18 protein-coding genes and 1 other annotated feature are annotated in these 25,233 nt (G+C 40.4%); of the genes, 3 read left to right on the top strand and 15 right to left on the bottom strand.

From position 1 onward, the window contains the following. Positions 1–412: 412 nt before the first annotated feature. Together JZO83_RS06710 and JZO83_RS06705 are read right to left on the bottom strand one after the other, a co-directional pair. Entirely contained in the window at positions 413–1,543 is a 1,131-nt protein-coding gene (locus tag JZO83_RS06710) for a 5-methyltetrahydropteroyltriglutamate--homocysteine S-methyltransferase (RefSeq protein ID WP_207115327.1), read from the bottom strand. Between the two features lie 84 nt (positions 1,544–1,627). Beyond that, positions 1,628–1,857 (bottom strand) — a binding site (T-box leader). A gap of 39 nt (positions 1,858–1,896) precedes the next feature. Then, on the bottom strand, positions 1,897–2,667 hold the full coding sequence (locus JZO83_RS06705; RefSeq protein WP_207115326.1) for a MerR family transcriptional regulator: 771 nt from the start codon (positions 2,665–2,667) through the stop codon (positions 1,897–1,899). Between the two features lie 100 nt (positions 2,668–2,767). Between JZO83_RS06705 and JZO83_RS06700 the strand changes: the two genes are divergently transcribed. Both JZO83_RS06700 and JZO83_RS06695 read left to right on the top strand, forming a co-directional pair. After that, the gene (locus JZO83_RS06700; protein WP_207115325.1) at positions 2,768–4,516 is read left to right on the top strand and encodes an ABC transporter ATP-binding protein; all 1,749 of its coding nucleotides are present in this window, start codon (positions 2,768–2,770) and stop codon (positions 4,514–4,516) included. After that, the gene (locus JZO83_RS06695) at positions 4,503–6,290 is read left to right on the top strand and encodes an ABC transporter ATP-binding protein (protein WP_207115324.1); all 1,788 of its coding nucleotides are present in this window, start codon (positions 4,503–4,505) and stop codon (positions 6,288–6,290) included. The genes JZO83_RS06700 and JZO83_RS06695 overlap by 14 nt, the downstream gene beginning before the upstream one ends. 65 nt (positions 6,291–6,355) lie before the next feature. Here JZO83_RS06695 and JZO83_RS06690 read toward each other — a convergent pair whose 3' ends face one another. Further along, the gene (locus tag JZO83_RS06690; RefSeq protein ID WP_207115323.1) at positions 6,356–9,361 is read right to left on the bottom strand and encodes a bacterial Ig-like domain-containing protein; all 3,006 of its coding nucleotides are present in this window, start codon (positions 9,359–9,361) and stop codon (positions 6,356–6,358) included. Between the two features lie 188 nt (positions 9,362–9,549). On the opposite strand from JZO83_RS06690, the gene JZO83_RS06685 reads away from it, so the two are divergent. After that, positions 9,550–11,043 carry a helix-turn-helix domain-containing protein gene (locus tag JZO83_RS06685; RefSeq protein WP_207115322.1) on the top strand — a complete coding sequence of 498 codons (1,494 nt, stop codon included), beginning with the start codon at positions 9,550–9,552 and terminating at the stop codon, positions 11,041–11,043. Between the two features lie 139 nt (positions 11,044–11,182). On the opposite strand, the gene JZO83_RS14470 is transcribed toward JZO83_RS06685, so the two are convergent. From JZO83_RS14470 to ligA, 12 genes are all read right to left on the bottom strand, one after another. After that, positions 11,183–11,311 carry a hypothetical protein gene (locus tag JZO83_RS14470; protein ID WP_277989376.1) on the bottom strand — a complete coding sequence of 43 codons (129 nt, stop codon included), beginning with the start codon at positions 11,309–11,311 and terminating at the stop codon, positions 11,183–11,185. A 69-nt stretch (positions 11,312–11,380) separates the two neighbouring features. Next, the gene (locus JZO83_RS06680; RefSeq protein WP_207115321.1) at positions 11,381–11,887 is read right to left on the bottom strand and encodes a metallophosphoesterase; all 507 of its coding nucleotides are present in this window, start codon (positions 11,885–11,887) and stop codon (positions 11,381–11,383) included. Beyond that, a complete protein-coding gene (locus JZO83_RS06675; RefSeq protein WP_207115320.1) occupies positions 11,888–13,552 on the bottom strand; it encodes an iron ABC transporter permease in 1,665 nt (554 codons plus the stop codon). Further along, the gene (locus JZO83_RS06670; protein ID WP_207115319.1) at positions 13,549–14,610 is read right to left on the bottom strand and encodes an extracellular solute-binding protein; all 1,062 of its coding nucleotides are present in this window, start codon (positions 14,608–14,610) and stop codon (positions 13,549–13,551) included. Before JZO83_RS06670 ends, JZO83_RS06675 begins: the two co-directional genes overlap by 4 nt. 20 nt (positions 14,611–14,630) lie before the next feature. Continuing rightward, positions 14,631–15,584 carry an ABC transporter ATP-binding protein gene (locus tag JZO83_RS06665; RefSeq protein ID WP_207115318.1) on the bottom strand — a complete coding sequence of 318 codons (954 nt, stop codon included), beginning with the start codon at positions 15,582–15,584 and terminating at the stop codon, positions 14,631–14,633. Between the two features lie 27 nt (positions 15,585–15,611). Continuing rightward, the gene (locus tag JZO83_RS06660; protein ID WP_207115317.1) at positions 15,612–16,526 is read right to left on the bottom strand and encodes a hypothetical protein; all 915 of its coding nucleotides are present in this window, start codon (positions 16,524–16,526) and stop codon (positions 15,612–15,614) included. Between the two features lie 778 nt (positions 16,527–17,304). Beyond that, entirely contained in the window at positions 17,305–18,669 is a 1,365-nt protein-coding gene (gene rlmD / locus JZO83_RS06655; RefSeq protein WP_207115316.1) for a 23S rRNA (uracil(1939)-C(5))-methyltransferase RlmD, read from the bottom strand. Positions 18,670–18,835: 166 nt separating this feature from the next. Beyond that, positions 18,836–19,876, bottom strand: coding sequence for a diacylglycerol kinase (locus JZO83_RS06650; RefSeq protein WP_206856076.1), 1,041 nt, complete (start codon positions 19,874–19,876; stop codon positions 18,836–18,838). Positions 19,877–19,885: 9 nt separating this feature from the next. Further along, on the bottom strand, positions 19,886–21,316 hold the full coding sequence (gene gatB / locus JZO83_RS06645; RefSeq protein WP_206856073.1) for an Asp-tRNA(Asn)/Glu-tRNA(Gln) amidotransferase subunit GatB: 1,431 nt from the start codon (positions 21,314–21,316) through the stop codon (positions 19,886–19,888). Beyond that, positions 21,313–22,785 (bottom strand): Asp-tRNA(Asn)/Glu-tRNA(Gln) amidotransferase subunit GatA, encoded by a 1,473-nt coding sequence (gene gatA / locus JZO83_RS06640; protein WP_206856072.1) that lies wholly within the window; start codon positions 22,783–22,785, stop codon positions 21,313–21,315. Before gatA ends, gatB begins: the two co-directional genes overlap by 4 nt. Then, entirely contained in the window at positions 22,785–23,090 is a 306-nt protein-coding gene (gene gatC / locus JZO83_RS06635) for an Asp-tRNA(Asn)/Glu-tRNA(Gln) amidotransferase subunit GatC (RefSeq protein WP_207115315.1), read from the bottom strand. Before gatC ends, gatA begins: the two co-directional genes overlap by 1 nt. 93 nt (positions 23,091–23,183) lie before the next feature. Continuing rightward, a complete protein-coding gene (ligA, locus tag JZO83_RS06630; protein ID WP_207115314.1) occupies positions 23,184–25,226 on the bottom strand; it encodes an NAD-dependent DNA ligase LigA in 2,043 nt (680 codons plus the stop codon). Positions 25,227–25,233: the final 7 nt, after the last annotated feature.

Raw genomic sequence — 25,233 nt, 5'->3', positions numbered from 1 at the left:
TTCGAACACCGTTTATTAGAGGTCGTGAAAGGCGCGATCAGCACAGAGGCATAAGTAAGAAAAATAGAAAATGGCTTTTTCATTTTTTATTTTTTGTCTTATGTCCGAAGTGTTGCGCCTTGAACACCGTTTACTAGAGGTCGTGAAATGAGCGTTCTGACCTGAGCAGTAAGATAGAAAATCGGAAAATAGCTCCTCATATTTTTCGATTTTTTAGCTTAGTGTTGAAGGTCAGCTCATTGAACACCGTTTACCAGAGGTCGTGAGAAAGCCGTTTAGCTCCAAGCATTAAGGCGGAAGTTGAGAAACCAACTAAAAGAGAAGCCACCACGAATCAATCATCGATTCGCTCGTGTCTTCTCTGTTTTTATATCATAAAAATATACTTAGTTATTTAAACTTCAACTATCTTTTAATTCCAGACTTCTTCTGCAATACTCTTGATCAAGGCGATTTTCTCCCACTGTGCTTCTTCAGTCAAGATGTTGCCTTCTTCAGTTGATGCAAAGCCGCACTGTGGACTTAAACATAGTCGATCCAAAGGGATATAGCGAGTGGCTTCATAGATCCGCTCAATGATTTTTTGGCGGTCTTCAAGTTCACCGGATTTTGAGGTAACTAACCCTAAAACAACGAGTTTTCCTTCACTCACTTTAGCAAGTGGTTCAAATCCGCCAGAACGATCGTTATCATATTCTAAATAATAGGCATGTACGTTTTCGTCCGTAAATAATGGCTCAGCAACCGCTTCGTATCCGCCTGCTGCTGCCCAAGTAGAGTGATAATTTCCACGACAGACATGAGTATTCAAAATCAGATCCTTTGGTTGATTTTCAAGAACTGCATTATTGATTTGTAAATAGGTCTGCGCCAAATCTTTACGAATCTCGCTTTCCTCTTTATCACTCTCTGCTAAAAACCCTTCTGGCAAAGGTGCTACTAATACGCCCCAAGTACAATCATCCAATTGGATCGTTCTGGCACCTGCTTCATATAAGTCAGCGATCACTTGCCGATAAGCGGTAACGATATCTTGAAAAAGTTCATCGTTTTCTGGATAGATGGCACGAACAAGTGGTAGGATATCAGGACGTAACAGTTCGACTAATAATTGAGCTGGAGCTGGTATCGTTTGCTTTACTTCGATTCCTTCACTTGTATGCGCACGGGTAAATCGAAAATGCTCCACAAACGGATGATGCCCTCCGCTGATTTTTTCTGTGACGGTCACTGTTCCTGGACGTGTCTCTTCTCCATGAAATTGATACCCCCGCTCAGGTACAAAAAACTCGATTCCTTGTAAGCCAAAGAAAAAGTCTAAATGCCACCAGCTTCGACGAAATTCACCATCTGTCACCGCATGTAATCCAGCCGTTTCTTGTTTTTTGATCAAATCGATGATTGCCTGATCTTCTACCTCTTTCAGTTCGGCAGCTGAGATAAGCGATTCGCTATATGCCTTTCGTGCTTGTTTCAATTGATCGGGGCGTAAAAAACTACCAACGATATCATAGCGAAATGGGGATGTTGTTCGATTAGTCATAAAAAAATTCCTCCTTATTTTTGCGCAGTAGCAGATAAACGGATGCAACTAAAAAAGCACTCATCCCCTTTGCCAATTTTTGACAAAAGGGACGAATGCTTCGCGTTACCACCCTTATTTACATTATTTTCACAAATAATGCCTCAACGATACCAATTGATATCCGGCGAGTTAACGGTCGCAATCCGGTTCTACTGAATTTGAGTAAAACAAGCTCCAAGTTCATCTTCACTAAGGTTTCTGGTCTCCTTTTTCACCGTCCGGAGTCTCTTGATCCTTCGCCCATTAGTTACTCTTCTCTTCTACGCTTTGATATTGTTCAATAATATCCCATGATTCACTAACAATGTCAACTAATTCCCCTCGTCTTCACTCACATCGATCCATGCTCGGTAATATTCAAAGGAAAGATTTTCTTTTGTCGTGTGGGTCAATAAGTATTGACCAATCGTCTGTCCCGATCGATAGCCTTGCTCAAGCAAGCTTTCTTTTACTTCAGATAAATTATTGTTTTTTGTGTTATTCACTTGCACTTTCAATAAAAAGCGTACGTATTTTTTTTCAAGATCATTTTGCCAGATCGTCTGTGATCCTGGGAGTTCTTTCGTGTGTTCGTCCGTACAGAATCCATAAATACTGTTCTGGCTATTTTCTGGAAAATAAATCACAAAACTTGAATAATTTTTTAGATATTCCTTTGAATAGAGAATGTCATCAGAAGCTGCCACAACAATTTTTTGAAAAGGAATCTCTTCTTCTGGAAATTCGTCTGGTTCACTATCGATCATTTCCTTTAACTGGTTTTTTCTTGATAATACTTCCTTATGTTTTTGCTCTAAGATTTTTCGCTCGTCATTTAATCGCTCTTCCGTTTCAGCTAAAGTCTCAAATAGCTCATTCAAGGATTTACTATAAAGATTTTTCATTTGCTTGATTGGAATGTCAAGATTTCGATAAAAATTGATGTCATAGACCTTAAAAATCGCGTCAATATCAAACATCCGATAGCCATTTTCTTCTTGTCTTGCAGCGTGGATCAACCCTTCTGCATCCCAGTAGCGAATCGTTGATCTTGGTATATTCAGCAACTCGGAGACTTCGCCAATTGAATAGAGTTTTTTCATACACTTCACCTCAATGATCAGTGTATGCTTTTTCCTCTTGACCTTCAAGTAGCTTTAAGGTGTAGAATTCGTATTTGTCGGGAAAAAGGAGGAAAACATCATGAACTTGTTAAAAACATCTATCAAAAACAATAAAGGGATTGCTTTACTTACTCTCTTATTTATTTGTTTACAACTTCTAGGAACACTAGGCGTACCAAAGTTAGTCGCTGATCTCATTGACCATGGGGTTGCTAGTGGTGAAGTGAGGCAAATCCAACAAATCGGGCTACAAATGTTACTTGTTGCCTTACTCGGTTCTTTTGCCGCTGTTGCTTCAAGTTACTATTCTGCGTTGCTAGCTGCAAGATTTGGCTATCAAACAAGAGCAACTTTTTTTGATAAATTCCAGCAATTATCGATGAAAGATGTCGATCATTTCAACACCGGATCACTCTTGACAAGAATGACCAATGACGTCGACAACGTACAACAAATGATCGTCATGTTCTGCCAGATGATCATCCCAGCACCAATCATTTCACTTTTTACGATCTTGATGATGTTGGAGCATTCAGTCAAATTGACAGTGATCACACTAGGTTCGATCTTCGTCTATGCGGTAGTCATCTTTTTTTTGATGAAAAAAGGAACACCTTTATCTTTGAGTATCCAACCAAAAATGGATCGTATCACAACGACGTTACGGGAATTTTTTACTGGCGTGAATATGATCCGTGCCTTCAACAATCAAGACTATGAAGAAAACAGAACAAATCAAACATTTAAAAATTATGCGCAACAAATGATCCGCGTCAATCGAATCTTTGCATGGGTCACACCAATCGCCTTTTTATTGATGGGTATCGTTTATGCCTCGATTCTATGGTTTGGTGGAGGCTTGGTGGCTAACGGCACCTTACAAATCGGGACAGTGACAGCTATTGTGGAATATTCGATGTTAACACTTGCCTATTTGATGATTGCTGCCATGGTGCTTGTCATCGTGCCAAAATCCATGTCATGTCTCAAACGGATCGAAGAAGTCTTACATGCTGACATTGAGATCAAAGATCCCGACAAACAAGAAAAATTGACTTTTGATCCAACAGATGAAGCTTTTTTATCTTTTGAAAATGTTACGTTTCGTTATAACGAAACAGCTGATCCTGTGTTAGAAGACATTGATTTTGTCGTACCAAAAGGAAAGACGACAGCAATCGTTGGTGGTACTGGCTCAGGAAAAAGTACGATTGCGAAATTGTTGTTACGTCTAAACGATGTATCAAGCGGACAAATCAAATTAGCAGGTACACCGATCACAAAGATGAATCAAGACACACTCCGAAGTTATATCAGCTATGTTCCGCAAAAAGCTTTCTTATTTAGTGGAACGATTTTAAGCAATCTACTGATGGGCAACAAAAATGCTACCGATGAAGAACTGGCGAAAGCCGTCCGTGTTGCACAATTGGATGAAGTCTTAGAAAATCTGCCTGACAAGTTGAATAGCTTTGTTGCCCAAGGAGGCGATAATTACTCTGGCGGACAAAAACAAAGAATGTGTATCGCTAGAGCTTTAGTCAAACCAGCGGAAATCTATGTCTTTGATGATAGTTTTTCTGCCCTGGATTATCGGACAGATGCCAAATTACGTCGCGCTTTGCATCAAGAAATGGCGGATAAAACCCTGATCATTGTTGCGCAAAGACTGAGTACTATCATGAATGCTGACAATATTATTGTTTTAGACCAAGGTCGAATCGTCGGACAAGGAACGCATGAAGAATTATTGAAAACCAATCGATCATACCAAGAATTTGCGAAATCACAAGGTATTTTGAAGGAGGGATTTGATGGAAATGACTAAAACAACTGTAAAAAAACAAAGCTTAAAACGTTTCTGGAAAATGATCCAACCCGAACATAAAATCTTCTATGGTTCACTACTTTGCAGCTTGATCGGTAACACACTCGTCGTTGCGATGCCTTTGATCATGGGTATCGGGATCGATCAACTTTTAGCACGTATCAAAGCAGTTGGTTTGAACCACATGACTGCAACAGATGTGAAAGAAACATTACTTTTACCTGTCATCCTGTTGGTCCTTTTTTCTTTGCTGAGTAGTGCTACTTCCTTTATCCAAGAATGGGCAATGGCTTCATTGAGTGAGCGTGTTACACTACGAGTGCGTAAAGAAGTCACCAAAAAATTCAAAGCCTTACCGATGGCTTTTTATGATCGACATCAAGTAGGCGATATCATTAGTCGGACAACAACCGGCTTGAATCAACTGTCACAAGTATTGTTAACAGGGATCAATCAATTTTTCACTTCCCTAGTGACGATCCTTTTAGCTGGTATCATGCTGTTTTATATCGACATAAAATTGACTTTTCTTGTCCTGGTTTTGATTGTCACTAGCGCGATCGTCACGACAAAATTTGCCAATAAGAATAAAAAAATATCTGATAACAACCAAGAAGAATTGGGCGAACTTAATAATAAAACGGAAGAATATTTGACTGGTAATCTAGTGATCAAAGCCTTTAATCAGCAAGTATTAGCGATTGAAGAAGTCAAAAAAGTAAATGAAAAACAATCCCAAGCATTCAAAAAAGCACAATTTATGAATTTTGCGATCTATCCAGCGATTCGTTTGATCAATCAATTGGCTTTCATCGTTAGTGCGATCATTGGTGCTTCATCTGTCTTAACTGGTGGCATCACGATTGGTTTCCTGCAAGCCTACTTACAATATATCAATCAGATTTCTGAACCAATTTCTACAGCTTCTTATGTCATCAATTCGGTCCAATCCGCGATGGCTTCGATCGAGCGGATTTTTGAAATCATGGATGAACCTGAAGAAGCAATCGATCGTGCTTTAGAAAGTCCAATCACTCATCCACAAGGAGCAATCGAATTCAAACATGTCCGTTTTGGGTATACACCAGAAAAACCATTGATGAAAGATGTTAACTTCTCCGTGAAACCAAAACAAACAGTTGCGATCGTCGGACCAACTGGGGCTGGAAAAACGACACTCGTCAATCTTTTGATGCGTTTTTATGAAATCAATGATGGCCAGATTTTATTCGACGATCATGACATCACTGATCTGCCAAGGCAAGAGCTACGTCATCTTTTCGGGATGGTTTTACAAAATACTTGGCTATTTGAAGGAACTGTCGCAGAAAACATCGCTTACGGCAAGAAAGATGCAACAAGAGAAGAAATCATCCAGGCAGCTAAGATTGCCCAATGTGATCATTTTATCCGCACCTTGCCTCAAGGATATGACACGATTATTTCAAGCGAAAACGGATCGATCTCACAAGGACAACAACAGCTTTTGACGATTGCGCGGGTCATTTTAGCTAATCCAGCGGTCGTCATTTTGGATGAGGCAACATCGAGTGTAGATACACGTACCGAAGCCTTGATTCAAGAAGCGATGAATGCTTTAACTAAAAATCGTACAAGTTTCGTGATCGCTCATCGTCTTTCGACAATCGAACATGCGGATATGATATTAGTTATGCAAAATGGGGACATCATTGAAAAAGGAACCCATAAAGAGCTACTACAACAACCAACCCTTTACTCAAGCTTATACCATAGCCAATTTCAAAATAATTAAGCAGAAAAAAGCCAACTTCGTCTAGGAATATTCCGAAACGAAGTTGGCTTTTTTGATTGATCGAATCAAGTTTTACGTTTTTTCTTTTTGTTGTAGATGTAAGCAGCAATTGTTCCACTGACGATCGCTAAACCAAGAATGCTGGCGCTCGATTGCAACTCACCTGTTTTTGGTAAGTTTTTCGCCGTATTTTCTTGTGCTTTCTTCTGTTGTGTCGCAGTAGAATTAGCTTGTTTCTTTTCCTGATTTTCTCCGCTTGCGTTCCCATTTCCACCCGCAGCGCCTCGTTTGCTCACTGTTACTTGACTTGTTTCTGAAACTGAGCCATTAGTATAAGTGATCGTGTAAGTTCCTTCTTTGTTCGTATCAACAGTTCCTGATACCATACTTTCATCAAAGGTGACTGAAAATCCTGCACGATTGGTTGCCGAGACGAAACCATCGCTTGGCTTCCACGTATCTCCGATATATAACTGAAGATCTTTCGTCACAATCGTTTCTCCGTTTTCTTTCACGACGACCACTACTTCTTCTGTCGCTCCACCATTAGTATAAGTGAGCGGGTAATCACCTGCTTTTGTTGTATCAACGGTTCCAGTTACCATGCTTTTATCAAAAGCGACCATCTCGCCGTCTTTATTCGTGGCAGACACAAACTGATCACTTGGGTCCCATGTATCCCCGACGTAAATACTACCGTTTTGAGCTTGGATCGTTTCTCTATTTTCAACGACCGTCACTGTGATTCGTTGAGATGCTTCGCCATTCCTATATGTAATGACAAAGTTTCCTGTTCTTCCAGTGTCAACGGTTCCTGAAACCATGCTTTCATTAAATGGAACAGTTTCGCCTGCTCTGTTCGTTGCGGAGACAAAATTGTCACGAGGATGCCAAACATCACCTGTATGGATTCTTGAATCAGTTGCATTGATTGCTTCTTGACTCGCAACGACTGTCACTGTGATTTCATGACTGATTGCCCCATGTGTATAGGTGATTTTGTATTCGCCTACCTGTGTCGTATCGACTTCACCACTGACCATACTCACATCAAACGGAACAGAAGCCCCAGTTTTATCCGTTGCAGAAACAAAATTATCACTTGGCGCCCAAGTGTCGCCAATGATGATCGTTGAATCGACAACTTGAAGAGATTCTTGACTTTCTTCGACAGTGACATTGATCTCTTGACTAGCAGAACCATTGGTATAAGTTACCGGATAGACACCTGCTGTCGTAGTATCGACCTCACCACTGACCATACTTTCATCGAATGGGATCGATTCACCATTTTCATCTGTTGCTAAGACAAAATTGTCGATCGGCTCCCAGCTATCGCCAACATAGATCATTGAATCGACTGCTCGGATCGACTCACCAGCAAGTGGTTGCCATACATAGGTATCTGCCATACTGTTTTGATAAGTCGCCATCAATGAAGAGGAACTTAATACATGGTTACCAAGCGGGATATCTTCAGTACCTGCTCCCACATTTTGCCAATAGCCAGTATGTTCATCTGTTGCTAAAAGCTCCGGAATATTTGTCTCATTCAATGAATAGAACTGGATTCCTAATGAAAGCTTGGCTAAAGATGAAGTTCCAGCAAACATCTCTTGTTGCAATTGAACTCTGCCCGTTTTAAAGTACGAAAGATCAAGCTCTGTGATATTTTGACAGTTTCTGAACATGCCTCGCATGAAGCGTAGGCTATCTGTGTCGAATCGGCTGACATCGATCGAACGCAAATTGATACATTCTGCAAACATAAAACTCATCGTGGTCACATTACTTGTTGAAAAGTTCGAAACATCTAATTCAGTCAGACCCGAACAACCAAAGAACATATAATACATCGAAGTGACGTTCGTTGTATCGAAGCGGCTCACATCAAGTTTTGTCAAACCAGAACAGCCATGGAACATATAATGCATCAATCTGACATTGCTCGTATCAAAATGAGTCACATCTAGCGCCTGCAATCCTGAACAGCCATGGAACATAAAGGACATATCGGTCGCTTGACTCGTCACAAAACTCGATAAATCAAGTTGACTCAACCCAAAACAGCCACGGAACATATGACTGAAATTCGTCACGTTTGCTGTTTGAAACCCTGTCACATCCAATGATGTTAAAGCGGAACAATCGTAAAACATATAACTCATGTTCGAAACATTCGACGTATCAAAACTGGATAGATCCAATGAAGTCAATGCAGACATGCCATAGAACATATGACTCATGTCACTGACGTTCGCTGTATTGAAACTGCTCAAATTCAATGAGGTCATAGCTGACAAGCCATTGAACATGTAATTCATGGAGCGAACATTTTGGGTATTGAAAGTGGTAAGATCTAATGATGTCAGTTGGCGGCACCATGCAAAGAAATAATCCATATTCGTGACTTGACTTGTATCTAAATTACCTAGATTTTCAATCGTCGTTAGCTGATTCAGGTCAAAAAATAACCCTAATGATTCAGCATTTGCGACTACTGGTCCTGTAAAAACGATTTTTTTGATCAGTGAGCGATTGGAAAACCAAGGCGCCCGAGCAGCCATCGTTGTTTCTCCTAAAGTTCCTGAATCTATGTACAAAACGCCTTCCTGGTCGATCCGCCATTGACTAGTACCGAATACACCAGAAATAACTTGATCTTCTACACCCTGTATTTCGCAAACCGTCCGAGCATTGGGATCTGGGATCACTGGTTCATTTGAAGGTGCAGTTACTTCTTCCACAGCTGGAGCAATCGTGGAATCGACAGTTGCTTGCTCTGCCTCAGTCTTGACTTCTTGCGTAACCTCTGTCGTAGGTTCTGTCGGCACTTCTGACGGAACCGTTGCTGAGGATTCTGGGCTCTCACTTTCTTGTTTTTCCGGCTCTTCACTTTCTGCTACTTCCATCGTGACGTCCTCTGTTTGGTCTTCAATCGTCGGACTGGCTACCTCTTCTGTCATTTGTCCACTGTCTAAGTGATCGGCAAATGTAATGATACTCTGTTGGGATGCGTTCATGAGTAATAACATCGAAGCGGTCACTTTTAAGATTTTTCTGTGGTCCATTGCTTATTCAACTCCTCTAATTTAGAAAGATAAAAAAACATCCAACTAAATTTTAACTTATTTCACTAGAGAAAATTTTTTATTTTTTTTTTTTGAAAAAAAAATTTGGAAATGGGTTTGTATTTGAGAAATAAGCAAGCTAAAATAAAACAATCAAAGGAGAATCAAGTAAACGAGAGGAGCAGCGAATGGAAACTTTTTTCAAATTACATGAAAATAAACAATTGCATCGCCAGATCAAGATTCTTACTTATTTGAGAAAAAGAAATGAGATTATTTCAATAACAGAGTTAGTTCAAGAAATAGGCTGTACGCCCCCTACTCTCCGTACAGATATTCAAGCGTTACGTGCGAAGCTACCACCGACGATTCAATTACTTTCAATCAAAATGATCGGTTACCAATTAAAGATTCCTGATGGAGAAACATTGGATACATTTCTTCTACTTCTTGCGAGAGAAACGATCACTTATAAGCTGATTGACCGCAGCCTTCGTGGCTTTCATCAATCGTTTGAAGCCATGCGTTTAGAGTATCATCTATCAAGTTCTGCCTTACGAAAAATCATCCGCCATATGAATCTTGAATTAATCAATCACCGAATCCAATTCTCACCTAAAAACGGGGATCTGCTCGGTAAAGAAAATGATATTCGTTTATTCTTTTTTAATTTCTATATGTGCTTTCGCCGAAGCATTGTTACGGATCATACATATTTGTTCTCTCCAGAAACACATAAAGTCATGTTTGCTGAATTGCAGCAAGCATTTGAATCTCACTTACATATTAGTAATTTTCGTGCGATGCTCTGGTTGTCTATCTTAAAAGAACGCTGGTTGCGCCGTAAAAAGGGCGAGATCCCTCAAGAAACATTGACTAGCATCCAGTCTAGAAAAAGCTTCAAAAGATTTGAGAAAAAAATCATGCCCTTTTTAAAAAAGACTCTTGGTATTCAGCAGCTTTCTACAAATGAACTTGCATGGGTCTATTTGATTGTTATCCATTGCATATCCTACAGTTCACCAAAGTGGCACGAATCAATGGCACACACAGCAACGCACTATCAAGAAGAAACAAACATGAAAAACTTGATCAAGCAAAGGCTATCAGAAGAACCACTGATTGATGGTACAAACAACGAGGGCATCGAGCAGATGAGCGCTTATTTAGCCAACCTCCACTTATTAAGAGTCCTCACAGATCAATTTGAGAAGCACTCTCTATCCATCGATCATTTGGTCGATAAACGTTTTCAAAACCTTCACCTTTCATGGGAAAACCGCTTGATTCAGCGGGATTGGCAAGAACTCGTTCCACTGACTCATACAAGAGAAGTTTCATTGTCTTTAAGTATGATCCAATTTTCTACTCAGTACCCGAAAAAAATAAAGAAACAACCAATCATTTTTGCTTTTCACGGGGATGCTGGCTATGACAATTTTTTGATCACGATGATCAAAAAATGGCTACCGCAACAGTACAACGCCCTTTTTCTCATCGACCAACCCGTTACGCAACTAAAAATAAACGAATTACACGCCTCTCTTGTCGTCAGTAATTATGAGTTAGAGGGTACATTATCATGTGAGTTGATCCAAATCGCTCAAGTGCCGACAAAGGAAGAATGGTTGCATTTAAAAAAACAATTGATCGAACGTTCTCTCCATCATTCATTCTTTTGATCAAGCTAACGGAAAGTCACGATCAAATGTACACGATTCAGCAAAAAAATAAGCGTCAAAAGCTACTTTCGGCTTTTGACGCTTATGGGCTGACCATGTGGCTCCAACTATTGGACACATCGCTTTTTATGAAAAGCGATTACTTGTTATAAATTTTTGGTCCTTTACGCATATTGCGACGATCATTCTTAGGCTCTGCCATTTTTTCCACTCGGCCGCCACCTTGCTTTTTCTTGATTAACTCAAGCATTTTTTCTTTTGAATTCATCTGTATCCCTCATTTACTCTATTCACTTTTTCGCTATCGTGATAAACACTTCGCTATTGTAACACATTTTTACTTGAAAATTTCAAACTTATCGATTTCTTTATGCTTTTCATTATAAAAATGTACAATATCTTTTTGTTCCTCACACGTTAAGATCACATAGCTTTTTTCAGGATAGCGCTTAGGGAAACGGAAACTGCCTGGATTGATACAGAGTACTCCGTCAACCATTGCTGCTTCTCGGACATGGGAATGACCGAAACAAGCGATCTGAGCATTCAGCTCTTTTGCTCGTTTTGCCACTTGTTCAAAAGAATATTTGATTCCATGCCAATGTCCATGGACCATATAGATCGTTGTCCCCTTGATCTCATTTAGATATTCTTCTTGAAACGTCGAACCATACAGATCACGATTGCCGTTCACTACTTGAAATCCCTGTAATGCTAGATGATCTTCTGGTAATTCAGAATCGCCACAATGAAGCATGACATCGACAGTTCCTTCATATTTTTGTCGAAGTGATTGCAGCTCTTCTGTCGCTCCATGGCTGTCACTAACAATCAATGCTTTCACCTATGATTCCTCCCGTCTTAAAAATGAATTGATGATGATCAATGTACCTGTAGTAAACAGAACCGTCAAGACAGCCATCGCCATACCTACTGAAACACTTCCTTGTTCAAACTCCCGCATGATGAAAGTGGAAACCACCAATGTATTTGGCGGAGATAAAATACTGGCTGTGACTAATTCACGAAACGATATGATGAAGGTCATCATCCAGCCAACAAAGATCCCACGCAAAAGTAAAGGAAAAATGATTCGTCGAAAAACATAGAAAGGTGTACCGCCAAATACACTACCTGCCCAAATCAATGAATCAGCAATCTGTGTATAAGAAGAAGTTACGTACTGTACTGAAAAAGGAAGAAAAAGTGTGACATAAGCTAATAGCATGATCCCGATATGGTTGTACAACGGAATGATATGGAAAATACTATTCCAAAAAATCATGATACCAATACTAAAGACGATACTTGGCAACATGTCTGGTAACAAACTCATCACGTGTAATACCTTGCGAAATTTGGTTTGGCTAAAGTAAATGATCGAGGCACAGGCGGTACCTAAAACTGCTGCAATCGTTGCAGAAAAAAATGCCAAAAACAAACTATTCCTGAATGCTTGTACCGCGCGAGGATTCTCAGTCAAGAGTTGGCTATAGTGAGCAAGTGTAAAGTTTCCACTAACCATGCCTTGACCTCTTAAACGAATCAATGAGGTCATCACGACTGAAAAATAAGGAATACCGATTGCGACAACTAATAGCGCAATGATATAGCCCCAAGCGGCGATTTTTTGATGCGCGGATAGTTTTTTTTCCACACGTTTCGTGCCTTTTCCACCAACTAATTTATAAGATTTCTTTGCCGTTACATAATTTTGTAAGAACCAAATACAAAAACAGATGAATATCAGTAAACTTGACAAACTTGCGGCTGCATTGAAATTGATTGGAGCAATCGTCGCGTTATGATGGATCGCGGTGACAAAGACAGAAAAACCGATACGTTGACCGATCGTTGCTGGTGTGCCATACTCCGAAACAGCTTTTACAAAGACTAGTAAGGCTCCGATAGCGTAGTTCCCAGTGATCAAGGGTAACGTGACCCGGCGTAACCGATAAAAAAAGCCACCACCAAAGATCACCGCACTCTCGTCCAAGCTAGCCCCAATATTCAATAACGCATTTTTTAAAATCGTCAATATAAAAGGAAAGAGATGAAAACTCATCGTTAGAACGATTCCCCAGAATGAAAAAAAGTTTTCGGAAAAATCACCGGTAAAAGGAAACATTTGCTGAAACAGACCCCGTCGTTGCGTAAATAAGATCCAGCCCATCGATGCGATATAAGGTGGCGTCATAAATGGGATCAGCAAGACGATATCTAACCATTTTTTCTCGGCGATCTTTGTCCTAACTGTCAAAAAAGCAAGGGGCAAAGCAAGCACAGTCGAACAAATCACGACCGCAATGCCTAATAACAACGTATTTGTGATCGTCTGCAAATTATCCGGATTCATGATAGTCTGGATCGTTTGTCCTACGTCAAGTGTCCCCTCATAAACTAAGGCGCGATAGAAAATGACACCGATAGGAATTCCCGTCAAGATGAATAAGAGAAGACATATGGGAGCGACCGCCCCATATGTCCATTTTTTAGCGTTTATTTTCATTGCGCAGACTCCACAAGTGACAAGAACTCGCTTGTGATATCAGAAGAATGCTCCATCATCCAATCCCAATCTACATCAAGCGTATTGATATCGGCTAAGTTTTCACGTTGTGTACTCGTGATATCACTTCGGCCAGGAATCAAGTAGGCTTCGCTGATCAGCTGTTGCGCACGATCAGATAATAGATAATCCATAAAAGCTTTGGCATTGTCTACATTTCGACTTGAATTGAGGATCATTGCTGGACGTGGATTAACGATCGTTCCACCTTCAGGATAGTAGATTTCTAAAGCTTCTCCTTTACTGATTGAATCATAAGCATTCCAATCCACACCACCAACAAGGATGCCTTTTGCACCAGTAGTTACTTCTTCAAGCGCTGCTGCATTGGCACCTGGTATCGTCATTCCATTCGTAGCTAAATCCTTCCAAGTCTGCCACCCAGCTTCTTCCCCTTTATTATTGATAAAACCTGCTAAGAAATCTTTAGCAGAGCCAGATCTTTCAGGATCGGGAAAGGCTAATTCATCTTGATACTTATCAGAAGCTAGTTCATCCCAGTCTGCATCCAACTCCGGGAATAACGTCGTGTTATAAATGACACCGACCGCTGAGCCACTTGCACCAAAGAGCATATTGTCTTCATCCGCCCAACCTTCATGAAGGTTATCTGCACCTTCTGGCGTGTAAGACATCAACGCATCATCAGCTTTCAAACCAAGACCATCACTCCATGAAGCGAGCATGATGACATCTGCTACCGGATTCGCCGATTCCGCTTCGAGACGAGCTAAGATTTCCCCAGTCGTTCCTTGAAAGACATTGACTCTAACTCCTGTTTGCTCTTCAAAGTCCGCTGCCAGCTGATCGCCAAGATTTGCTGGACTTGGCAAGTAGACATACACTTCACCCGACAGATCCGTTGCTTCCGTTTTCTCTTGTGTGCCACTCGTTGATGAAGCATTGGAATCATTTTCTGACGTATCACCACTTGCTGAACCACATCCAGCTAACATGATCGATAAGATACCTACACCTGCGACTAACCATTTTTTCATCGTTTTCTTCCCTCATTCTTCTATAGTATTTGTAAAATATGCTCTTTCTTTACGTAAATAGCTATACTTGTTGATTGCGGTTTATGACTTGAAACGACATACCAGCGTTGTTGATCCTTTTCTAAACAGAGTTCATACCCCTGACCGATAAACTGACTTGAGATCACATCGACCTGATACTTTTCAGCCAACGGATCATGAATTAAACTGACTGACTCAGGTCGAAACATTCGGTTCGTATCAAGCCAATTAGAACGTCCGATAAATCGCGCGACGAATTCATTTTCCGGAAAATGATAGATTTCTTCTGGTGTTCCTTTTTGTTGCAACATCGCTTCATTCAACACGATCACATCATCACTCATGCTCATCGCATCCACTTGGTCATGGGTGACGAAAATCGCCGTAATACCGATTTGATTTACCAAATTTCGCAATTCGATCCGCATCTCATTACGCAGTACCGCATCCAAAGCAGACATCGGTTCATCAAATAGTAAACAATTCGGTTCAACTACGATCGCTCGGGCAAACGCCACACGCTGTTGCTGACCACCAGATAATTGATGCGGATATCTTGATTCAAACCCGCTCAATTGAACCGTCTCTATCGCCTGCATCACTCGATCTTTTAGCTGGTCTTTTTGTTTACGCGCTCGTAGTCCGAAAGCGACATTTTCAAATACTGTCAAGTGAGGCCATAGTGCAAAATCTTGGAACACAAAACCTAACTCTCGTTTATCTGGCGAAAGGTTGATTTTTTTTTCTGATGAAAAAACACACTGTTCATCGAACCAGATTTCTCCGGAATCCGGAGTCTCTAAACCTGCGATCATCCGCAGAAGAGTCGTTTTACCACTACCAGAAGGCCCCAACATCGTAGTGATTTTACCTGTTTCAAAGGTCAACTCATCCATATTTGTCACAACCGTTGGACCAAATGATTTTTTCAAATTTTTTATGGTGATCCTCACTCTTGCTCCCCCTAAATGTGCGATGTTTCAGACATTTTGTGTATGTTTATATCTTTGTAAGATCGTTGACGTCCTTAAACCACTCTTTGGTACAACTAGATCATCCATAGTCGAAAGACGAGCGAACAAGTAATCGCGTTGTTTTTCTGTTGTTGCTAGTTCTTGATTTTCTCCAACGAAAGAAGCTTCTACAATATATTCAATTCCTTGACCATCTTCTGTTTTGATCGGTAAAACTTCGATTCTTAATGCATTGCTTCCGCCAAGCTCTGGTACAGAGAACTCATAACGATCAAAATAAACAGGCCCATGGATCAATGTTTGATTGATCAACTGATTGTAATCAATAACCGGCACTAAAGCAGGTTGGTTATCGATCAACAAACGTCGTGCAAGGGATGTATCAGGCAAAGCCCCTGGACGTATACCAAGAGGTAAATCGACCGTTTTTGTTGAAGATGTACTTAGAACTGCTGAATCATAGCTCCAATCGATCTCAAATTCCCAGTCCTCTTCTGTAAATCCTTCATTTTCCGCTGTTTTTAAAGCTGCTTGGATACTTCCTTCCGTTACCGGCCAAGCAAGCGGAAATCTTTTTCTATAGGTTAATTGCCAATTATTTTGCCAGTTTCGCTGTCTGATTCGATGAATCCACCCTTGATCATTGAAATCTTGCTCCAATGTATCCATGAATTGCATATCGATTCGACGTTGGCGATTGACAGTTAAATCAAGTGTTTCTAAAAAAGAAGAAGATAATTGACCATCCTCATCTAAAACGAGCGTAGGCTCAAGTAAAAATTTCACTTCTGTATCCACCATTGATTCTGATGAAGCAGAAGCGACATCTTCAGAAAAAAAAGTCAGTGTGCTGATTCCTATCGTAAAAAGTAAAGCTACCATCATCCATTTCTTGTTTGTCATCTTTAACAAATACGTCATCTTACACCTCTTAGCTGTTTATTTTTCTCTGTTACAAATCTATTATAATAATCATTTGTCAATTTCCAGTAAACATCAAGTGAATATCCAGTCAAAAATATGTAAAAATTCTAATATAAAATGTTATTTAAAAGTGTATAGAAAAAAACGAGCTTTCTATTCACTCCTTCACTTATTATGGAGACATTAGTAAAGCACACATAAAAAGCGTTAAAAATACACAGCGATTGACTTACTGTATATTATTAACGCTTTTTATCAATACCTAATTTATGTTTCCTTTACGAAAACGATGTAAAGAATCGCTATTATTCAATCAGTCACTGAGAGAAGTATCTCGAATCACTAAAGACAATTGGAAGTTTTAAGATAGTCATCGATCAGAATAAATAAAAGTTCACTACCTATCCATTCGAAAGTTCATTTATTTTTAGTTGTTACAAACTTTGGCCCTGCAAACCGATTCAGGATCGGCCCCCAAAAGCTTTTAAAGATCTTTTTATAGTCTTCAAAATCAAACGTTCCACATGTAAAGACTCTTTTAACATTAACTGTTTGTGTTACTTGCTTGTAAATCAGCGGTTTATTAATGATATTTTTTATCATACATTTTAAATGTCGATTTGATATTTTACTATTAAATATATATTTTACAGGAATAAATTTAAAAGATACATGTTATTTTGTAACATCAGAGTTTATCAATTATTTTACTCTCTAAACTTTGAATGGATAAGAAAAAGACGTTTCCATTGAAAGAAACGTCTTACATTAAGAATTAACCTTTGCGTAGTAATCCGACACATTCCACATGATGTGTTTGTGGGAATAAATCAACTGGTTGGACTTTTTCTAACTTATAGCCGTCTTCCGCAAACAACTTCACATCTCTGGCAAACGTTGCTGGATTGCATGAGATATAAACGATTCGTTCAGGCGCCATATCGATTGCTGAATCAATGAAACGAGCATCTAACCCTTTTCTTGGAGGATCGACAACTAAAACGGTTGGTTTGATCCCTTTATCCTGCCATTTCTTCATGACTGCTTCTGCTTTGCCCACTTCATAATGGGCATTTTCGATTTTGTTTGTCAATGCGTTGAACTGGGCATCTTCGATCGCTGCGGGAACGATTTCCATTCCATAAACGCTTGCTACTTGATCTGCTAAAGATAATCCGATCGTTCCAATTCCTGAATACGCATCGATTACGACATCATCTTTTTTCAATTCAGCAAACTCGATTGCTTTTTGATACAGTACTTCGGTTTGTACTGTATTGACTTGGTAAAAGGATTTAGAAGAGATACGATACGTTTTACCAAGTAACTGATCTTCGATATACGATTGACCAAAAAGGACTTTCTCTTTTTCACCTAAAATGACATTTGTTTTTTCTTCATTGATATTTTGGATCACTGACACCACTTCTGGTAAAGCTTCATGGATTGCTTTAGCGATTTCTTTCGATTTGAAAAATTTCTCTTTTCGAGTGACTAGAACGACCATCATTTGATGCGTATAATGCCCGCGACGAACGATGATATGACGGATTTGACCTTCATTTTTTTCTTCATTGTAGCCGCGTACTTGGAAACGTTGCAAGATTTCTCTTACCTTGATGATCGCTTGGTCGATTTGTGGATCTTGGATAAAGAAATCTTCAATCTCCACTAAGTCATGACTATTTTTCTTGTAAAAACCAGTTACTAATTCGCCGTCAACACGACGAACAGGAATCTGAGCTTTATTACGATAGCCTGTTGGTTCTGCCATACCGATCGTCGGTTGCACTTGGACTTCAGGCGTTTTTGCGATTTTAGTCAGGACATGTTCGACTTGTTTTTGTTTAAATGCTAATTGTTGATCATACTTCAAATGGGCTAAAGGAGCGATTCCTGTACGCAATAAAACGTTACTAGTGATGTCTTGGCGGTCTGGTGAGGTCGTCAACCAGTTTTCCACTTTACCGTAGCCAAATTTATTTCCTGCTTTTACAACGAGGATCTCCACTTGTTCACCTGGCAAAGCATTTTCAATAAATAAAGGATAACCGTCGATTTTGGCAACACCCAACCCTTCGTAACTTAAATCGATGATATCAACAGTATACCGTTCATTTTTCTTAATTGTTTGTGTCATTTCATTACTCCTATTCTTCTTGAATGGTTTCTAATTTTGTTCGATCAACAAAGGAAAGAGCTGGGAGATCCATTCATTCCCAGCCCTTTTCAGTCTATTGGAAAAAGCCAGTAATCATAGTGATCCTTGTTTTTTCCTTCTAAGAGTCATCCAATCTTGCTCAGTTCTATTCTTCGTCTGCGATTTTACCATCGCCATCGATATCTTCATCCGTCAAACGTTCTACTTCTTTTACAAATTCTTTGCTGACTTCTTCTAGTTCTTCTTCTTCAGAACCAGTGATTGCCTCATCTGGAATTTGATCGGTGTTTGCATAAAATTCGATATGTTGATGAAGATTTTTGAAGTTCATCGGTGCGTTTCCACCATATTCACCATCTAAATTGATCATGACCGGACGGTTCGCATTGTCTTCTGTCTCTACATAAAGGAAACTTGTTTTCGTGTAGATGACTCTTGGATCATCTACGTGTTTTCCACCATTGAGCATCAATGCTGCAATGTGTAGGATTTCAAAAATATTCGCCGTCTTGACGATGATCAAAGAAAATTTCCCATCGTCTAACTTCGCATCTGGGGCAATTTGTTCAAAACCGCCGACAGAGTTCGTCAAACCTAAAAAGAACATGGAGGCATTGCCTTTGTATTCTCCTTCATCGTATTTCAAGTGCATCTTGATCGGTTTGACGCGCGGCAACATTTCTGCTCCTTTAGCCAAATAAGCAAGATAACCAAAAATACTTTTTAGTTCAGAAGGCACTTCGTAAGTCAATTCTGTCAAATAGCCGCCAGCTGCAATATTGATAAAATAGCTGTTGTCAGATTGACCGATATCCATTTTGACTGTTTGGTTCTTTTTGATGACTTCAGCTGCTGCCTTGATATTATCTCGTGGGATCTTCAAGGCGCGAGCGTAGTCATTAGTTGTTCCAGCTGGAATAATCGCCATTTTTGGTCTGACTTCAAGTGGGGCAATTCCATTGACGACTTCATTGATCGTCCCATCGCCGCCCGCTGCAACCACGAGATCAAAACCTGCCTCAGCCGCTCGTCGTGCTTCGTTTTTTGCCGAATCCTCTTCTGGAGTCGTTGCAAAAGCACTCGCTTCATAGCCGGACTCCTCCAATGCTTGGAGGATGTCGGCTAGATTACGTTTTAACAGTTCTTTCCCAGAAACCGGATTATAGATCACACGCGCTTTTTTCATAGCATCCCTCTATCGTTTCGCTAATTCTTGATTTAGCAATTTGTTGACCACACCTGGGTTTGCTTGTCCTTTTGTTGCTTTCATGATTTGTCCGACTAAGAAACCGACTGCACGGTCTTTTCCGTTTTTGAAATCTTCAATCGATTGTTGGTTATTATCTAAGATCTCATTGATGATCGGCAATAATTTCGCTGGATCAGATAATTGGACCCAACCGTTTGCTTCAACCACACTTTGTGCTTCTCCGCCATTCATGATCAACTCACGGAAAACTTTCTTCGCAATTTTAGAACTGATCGTGCCATCTGCAATCAAACGGATCATGCCAGCTAAGTTTTCAGGTGTTAATTTCGTTTCAGCTAGCTCTAGTTTTTCACTGTTCAAGTAAGCAGAAACTTCGCCCATCAACCAGTTTGATGCTTGTTTGGCGTCTGCTCCGTTTTCTAATGTTGCTTCAAAGAAATCAGACATTTCTTTTGATAGTGTCAATACTTTTGCATCATACTCTGGTAAACCTAATTCGCGGATGTAACGTTCACGTCGAGAAGCTGGCATTTCTGGTAAGCTTGCTTTCACTCGTTGGATCCATTCGTCATCGATCACGAATCTTGGGATATCAGGTTCTGGGAAGTAACGATAGTCACTTGACCCTTCTTTGACACGCATCAAGATCGTTTTGTTCGTCGTTTCATCGAAGCGACGTGTTTCTTGTTGGATCTCTCCACCAGATAACAATACTTTCGCTTGACGTTTTTCTTCAAATGCTAACCCTTTTTTGACAAATGAAAGAGAGTTCAAGTTTTTCAATTCTGCTTTTGTTCCAAATTCTTCTTGGCCATATGGGCGTAAAGAAATATTGGCATCACAACGCATTGAACCTTCTTCCAATTTCACATCACTGACTTCAGTAAATTGGATCACTGAACGTAATGCTTCCAAGTAAGCATAGGCTTCTTCTGGTGAACGCATATCCGCTTCTGAAACGATCTCGATCAACGGTGTTCCTTGTCTGTTTAGATCGACATAAGAATAGCCGCCGATACCGTGCATATTTTTGCCTGCATCTTCTTCTAAATGTACACGCTCGATACGGATTTTTTTCTTTTTGCCTTCGACTTCGATCTCGATCCAACCATCATGACCGATTGGTTGGTCAAATTGTGAGATTTGATACGCTTTTGGATTATCTGGATAGAAATAGTTTTTGCGGTCAAAATGCGTATCTTTTGAAATCTCGCAATTCAACGCTAACGCCGCACGCATCCCAAATTCTAAGGCTGCTTTATTCATTACTGGTAAAACTCCAGGGTATCCCCAGTCGATCACATTGGTGTTGCTGTTTGGTTCAGCACCGAAATGCGCAGGAGCTGGAGAGAAGATTTTTGAGTTGGTTTTTAATTCAACGTGGACCTCAAGTCCAATGACTGTTTCAAAATTCATTCGGCTTTCCCTCCTAAAATTGCTGGTTGTTGACGGTGGAACTCAGTTGCTTGCTCAAACGCATAAGCTGCTTGGTACATCGTTTTTTCATCGAAATAATTCCCGATGATCTGTAAGCCGACTGGTAGTCCTTCAGATAAACCAGCAGGAACAGACATACCTGGAAGTCCTGCCAAGTTCACTGGGATCGTCAAGATGTCACTCATGTACATCGTGATTGGATCGTTGATATTTTCACCAAGGCCAAATGCCACAGTCGGTGACGATGGCCCAATGATCAAATCATAGTCTGCAAAGACTTTTTCAAAGTCACGCTTGATCAGCGTACGAACTTGTCCTGCTTTTTTGAAATGCGCATCATAATAGCCGGCACTCAATGAGAAAGTCCCTAACATGATACGACGTTTTACTTCTTCTCCGAAACCTTCAGAACGTGAGTTGACATAGACATCATCTAAGTTCTTCACATCTTCTGAGCGGTAACCATAACGGATTCCATCAAAACGTTGCAAGTTAGAACTTGCTTCAGATGAAGCAATGATATAGTAAACAGCCACACCATATTTTGAATGAGGTAAGCTGACTTCTTCTACAGTAGCGCCTAAAGAACGGAAAGTTTCAGCGGCTTTAAGAATCGCTTCTTTCACGCCTTCGTCGACACCTTCACCTAAATATTCTTTAGGTATAGCGATCTTCATGCCTTTGATGTCACCAGTCAATCCCTCTGCAAAGTTAGGAACAGAGACACCTGATGAAGTACCATCTTTTTCATCGTAGCCACTGATGGCTGTCAAAGCTAATGCATTGTCTTTGACTGTACGAGTCATTGGGCCGATTTGGTCTAAAGAAGAGGCAAATGCAATCAAGCCGAAACGTGAAACGCGACCATACGTTGGCTTCATCCCTACGATTCCATTGAAAGCTGCTGGTTGACGGATACTACCACCAGTATCACTCCCTAAAGAGACTGGGATCTGTCCTGCCGCAACAGCTGCCGCTGAACCACCAGATGATCCTCCAGGAACCTTTGTTTGATCCCAAGCATTCTTCGTTTTTTTGAAATAAGAAGTTTCGGTACTTCCGCCCATTGCAAATTCATCCATGTTCAATTTACCAACAGGAATCATATCTGCTTCGTAGACTTTTTCCATGACTGTCGCATCATAGATCGGTTCAAAATTGTAAAGGATTTTTGATGCTGCTGTCGTCAAAAGATCTTTCGTTACGATATTGTCTTTGATACCGATTGGAATACCTGAAAGAACATTGTTTTCGTCGATGCCCTTTTCGTCCAAGGCTTTAGCTTGCGCTAGAGCTTTTTCTTCATTCAATGTGATAAACGCATCGATCTCAGGTTCTGTTTCTTTGATACGATCAAAGGTTGCTTTCACCAAGTCTTGTGCAGTGATTTCTTTTGAAACCAATAAGTCGTGTAGTTCTTCTAATGAACGATTGTATAATTCTGTCATTATGCGCCAGCCTCCCCGTTATCGATGATTGCTGGTACCTTAATGAAACCATCTTCTTTTTCCGGTACGTTTTTCAATAATTCATCTCTGCTCCAACCTAGTTGTGCCCGGTCTTGTCGCATGACGTTGACTGTTTCAACGACGTTTGATGTAAATGGTACGCCTTCAGTATCTACTTCCTCCAGCATTTCTACCATGTCAATGATTTTTCCTAATTGATCAGTAAAACCTGCGCGCGCTTCATCGGCAAATTTTAATTTGGCTAACTTCGCTACATGTTTTACTTGTTCTTCACTAATCGCCATAGTACCCCTTCTTTCTAAATGAAAACTTTGCTTCTTATTTTAACATAAGAAAATCGCATTCTGAAATTCTTTCTTGAAATTTATCTGAAAAACTTAATCTTCTTCACCGACAGGATGACTCTCTGCCAAGGCTTCAGCCATTTGATCTTCCGTCCAGACATCGATTCCTAACTCTTGGGCTTTCGTCAATTTACTACCTGCATCTTCGCCGGCAACAACAATATCTGTTTTTTTCGAAACACTGCCAGTGACTCTGCCACCTAAGTTCTCGATCGTTTCTTTCGCCTCTTCTCTCGTGAAGCGCGTCAATTTACCCGTTAACACGATCGTCTTATCTTTGAACGGTGATTCAACTTCTTCCAACTGTGTCGAACGAATCCCTTTGTATTCAAGATTGACACCTGCTTGTTTCAGCTCTTCCATCAATTCGTGGACTTCTTCGTTGTCAAAATACGTTACGACACTGTCCGCAATAATATCACCGATCGTATCTAGCTGGATGATCGATTCAAAATCACTACGACTCAAAGTTTCTAAATCGCCAAAATGCTCTGCTAAGATCTTCGCTGCTTTCGCCCCAACGTGACGGATACCTAAACCAAAAATCAACCGTTCCACCGAGTTATCTTTACTGTTGTCGATCGCAGTCAAAATATTGTTGGCAGATTTTTCTTTGATCTTGTCTAGCGTCAATAGTTCTTCTTCTGTTAGCTTGTAAAGATCTGCAACGTCTGCCACCAATTTCTTGTCGTACATCTGTTCTAAGACTCTCGGCCCTAAGCCATCGATGTTCATCGCATTGCGCGAAACAAAATGGTTCAAGCCTTCTTTCATTTGCGCTGGACATTTTGGATTGATGCAACGCAAGGCAACTTCTTCATCTAAATGGACTAAATCACTCTGACAAACGGGGCAATGCTCGGGCATTGGGTAAGGCTCACTGTCAGCGGGTCGTTTATCTAAAATAACTTGAGCGACTTCTGGAATGATATCTCCTGCCTTATAGATTTGAACAGTATCATTCAAACGAATATCCTTCATTTGGATATAGTCACCATTATGCAGACTCGCGCGACTCACTGTCGTTCCAGCCACACGAACCGGTGTCATGATCGCTGTTGGTGTCACCACACCAGTCCGTCCCACTGTCCATTCGATTTCTTCGATCACTGTTTCCACTTCTTCAGGCGGAAACTTATAGGCAGTCGCCCAACGAGGTGCTTTGACTGTGAAGCCTAGTTGGTCTTGTAATGAAAAATCATTGACTTTTATCACGATGCCGTCGATCTCATAAGGTAAGTCTTTTCTTTTTTCGTGGTACTCTTCAATGAATGCCCAAACTTCGTCGATCGACTGACAAAGACGTTTTTCATGATTCGTATGGAACCCGATCTTATCTAATTCTTCTAAGGCTTCGTATTGCGTAGTAGCTTGCATCGGTCCGAAATCTGCTACGGTATATAAGAACGTATCGAGATTTCTTTTCGCTGTGATCTTGGAATCTAATTGACGCAATGAACCTGCGGCAGCATTCCGAGGATTCGCAAAGACCGGCTTGCCTTCTTCTTCATTTTTTTGGTTCAATTTGACAAATGAGCGTTTTGGCATAAAGCATTCGCCACGCACTTCAATACTCATAGGTTCTTTTAATTGAATTGGGACAGAACGCACCGTTTTTAAGTTTTCCGTGATATTCTCACCAACAGAACCATCCCCACGAGTGGCACCACGAACAAACTCCCCATTATCATAACGCAACGACACTGAGAGACCGTCGATTTTCAATTCACAACAATAATCGACTGGATGACCGATTGCTTTTTGAACACGTTGGTCAAAAGCTAACAATTCTTCCTTATTAAAAACATCATTTAAACTATATAATGGAATATCGTGTATGACTTTTTCAAATGCGGAAAGAATCTTCCCACCTACTCGTTGTGTCGGTGAATCTGCGGTGATCAAATCTGGATATTGCTCTTCGATCGCCACTAACTCAGCATAGGTCTTATCATAGACATAGTCTTCCACTGTTGGTTGGTCCAACACATAATACTCACGAGACCAACGATCTAACTGCACTCTAAGTTCTTCTGCTCTTTTTGTCGCTTCATCGATCGTCATTTCGTGTTCCATCTTTTTC

Origin of the sequence: Enterococcus sp. DIV1298c, assembly GCF_017316315.1 — a bacterium.
GTDB classification, from domain to species: Bacteria; Bacillota; Bacilli; order Lactobacillales; family Enterococcaceae; genus Enterococcus_B; species Enterococcus_B mangumiae.
Note: the sequence above shows the minus strand (reverse complement) of the source record. Positions and strands in the feature narration are given on the sequence as shown.

Bases quoted from the DNA above. Each gene is read 5' to 3' on its own strand.
- JZO83_RS06710 (WP_207115327.1), bottom strand. From the start codon at position 1,543: ATGACTAATCGAACAACATCCCCATTTCGCTATGATATCGTTGGTAGT.
- JZO83_RS06705 (WP_207115326.1), bottom strand. From the start codon at position 2,667: ATGAAAAAACTCTATTCAATTGGCGAAGTCTCCGAGTTGCTGAATATA.
- JZO83_RS06700 (WP_207115325.1), top strand. From the start codon at position 2,768: ATGAACTTGTTAAAAACATCTATCAAAAACAATAAAGGGATTGCTTTA.
- JZO83_RS06695 (WP_207115324.1), top strand. From the start codon at position 4,503: ATGGAAATGACTAAAACAACTGTAAAAAAACAAAGCTTAAAACGTTTC.
- JZO83_RS06690 (WP_207115323.1), bottom strand. From the start codon at position 9,361: ATGGACCACAGAAAAATCTTAAAAGTGACCGCTTCGATGTTATTACTC.
- JZO83_RS06685 (WP_207115322.1), top strand. From the start codon at position 9,550: ATGGAAACTTTTTTCAAATTACATGAAAATAAACAATTGCATCGCCAG.
- JZO83_RS14470 (WP_277989376.1), bottom strand. From the start codon at position 11,311: ATGAATTCAAAAGAAAAAATGCTTGAGTTAATCAAGAAAAAGCAAGGT.
- JZO83_RS06675 (WP_207115320.1), bottom strand. From the start codon at position 13,552: ATGAAAATAAACGCTAAAAAATGGACATATGGGGCGGTCGCTCCCATA.
- JZO83_RS06670 (WP_207115319.1), bottom strand. From the start codon at position 14,610: ATGAAAAAATGGTTAGTCGCAGGTGTAGGTATCTTATCGATCATGTTA.
- JZO83_RS06660 (WP_207115317.1), bottom strand. From the start codon at position 16,526: ATGACGTATTTGTTAAAGATGACAAACAAGAAATGGATGATGGTAGCT.
- rlmD (WP_207115316.1), bottom strand. From the start codon at position 18,669: ATGACACAAACAATTAAGAAAAATGAACGGTATACTGTTGATATCATC.
- JZO83_RS06650 (WP_206856076.1), bottom strand. From the start codon at position 19,876: ATGAAAAAAGCGCGTGTGATCTATAATCCGGTTTCTGGGAAAGAACTG.
- gatB (WP_206856073.1), bottom strand. From the start codon at position 21,316: ATGAATTTTGAAACAGTCATTGGACTTGAGGTCCACGTTGAATTAAAA.
- gatA (WP_206856072.1), bottom strand. From the start codon at position 22,785: ATGACAGAATTATACAATCGTTCATTAGAAGAACTACACGACTTATTG.
- gatC (WP_207115315.1), bottom strand. From the start codon at position 23,090: ATGGCGATTAGTGAAGAACAAGTAAAACATGTAGCGAAGTTAGCCAAA.
- ligA (WP_207115314.1), bottom strand. From the start codon at position 25,226: ATGGAACACGAAATGACGATCGATGAAGCGACAAAAAGAGCAGAAGAA.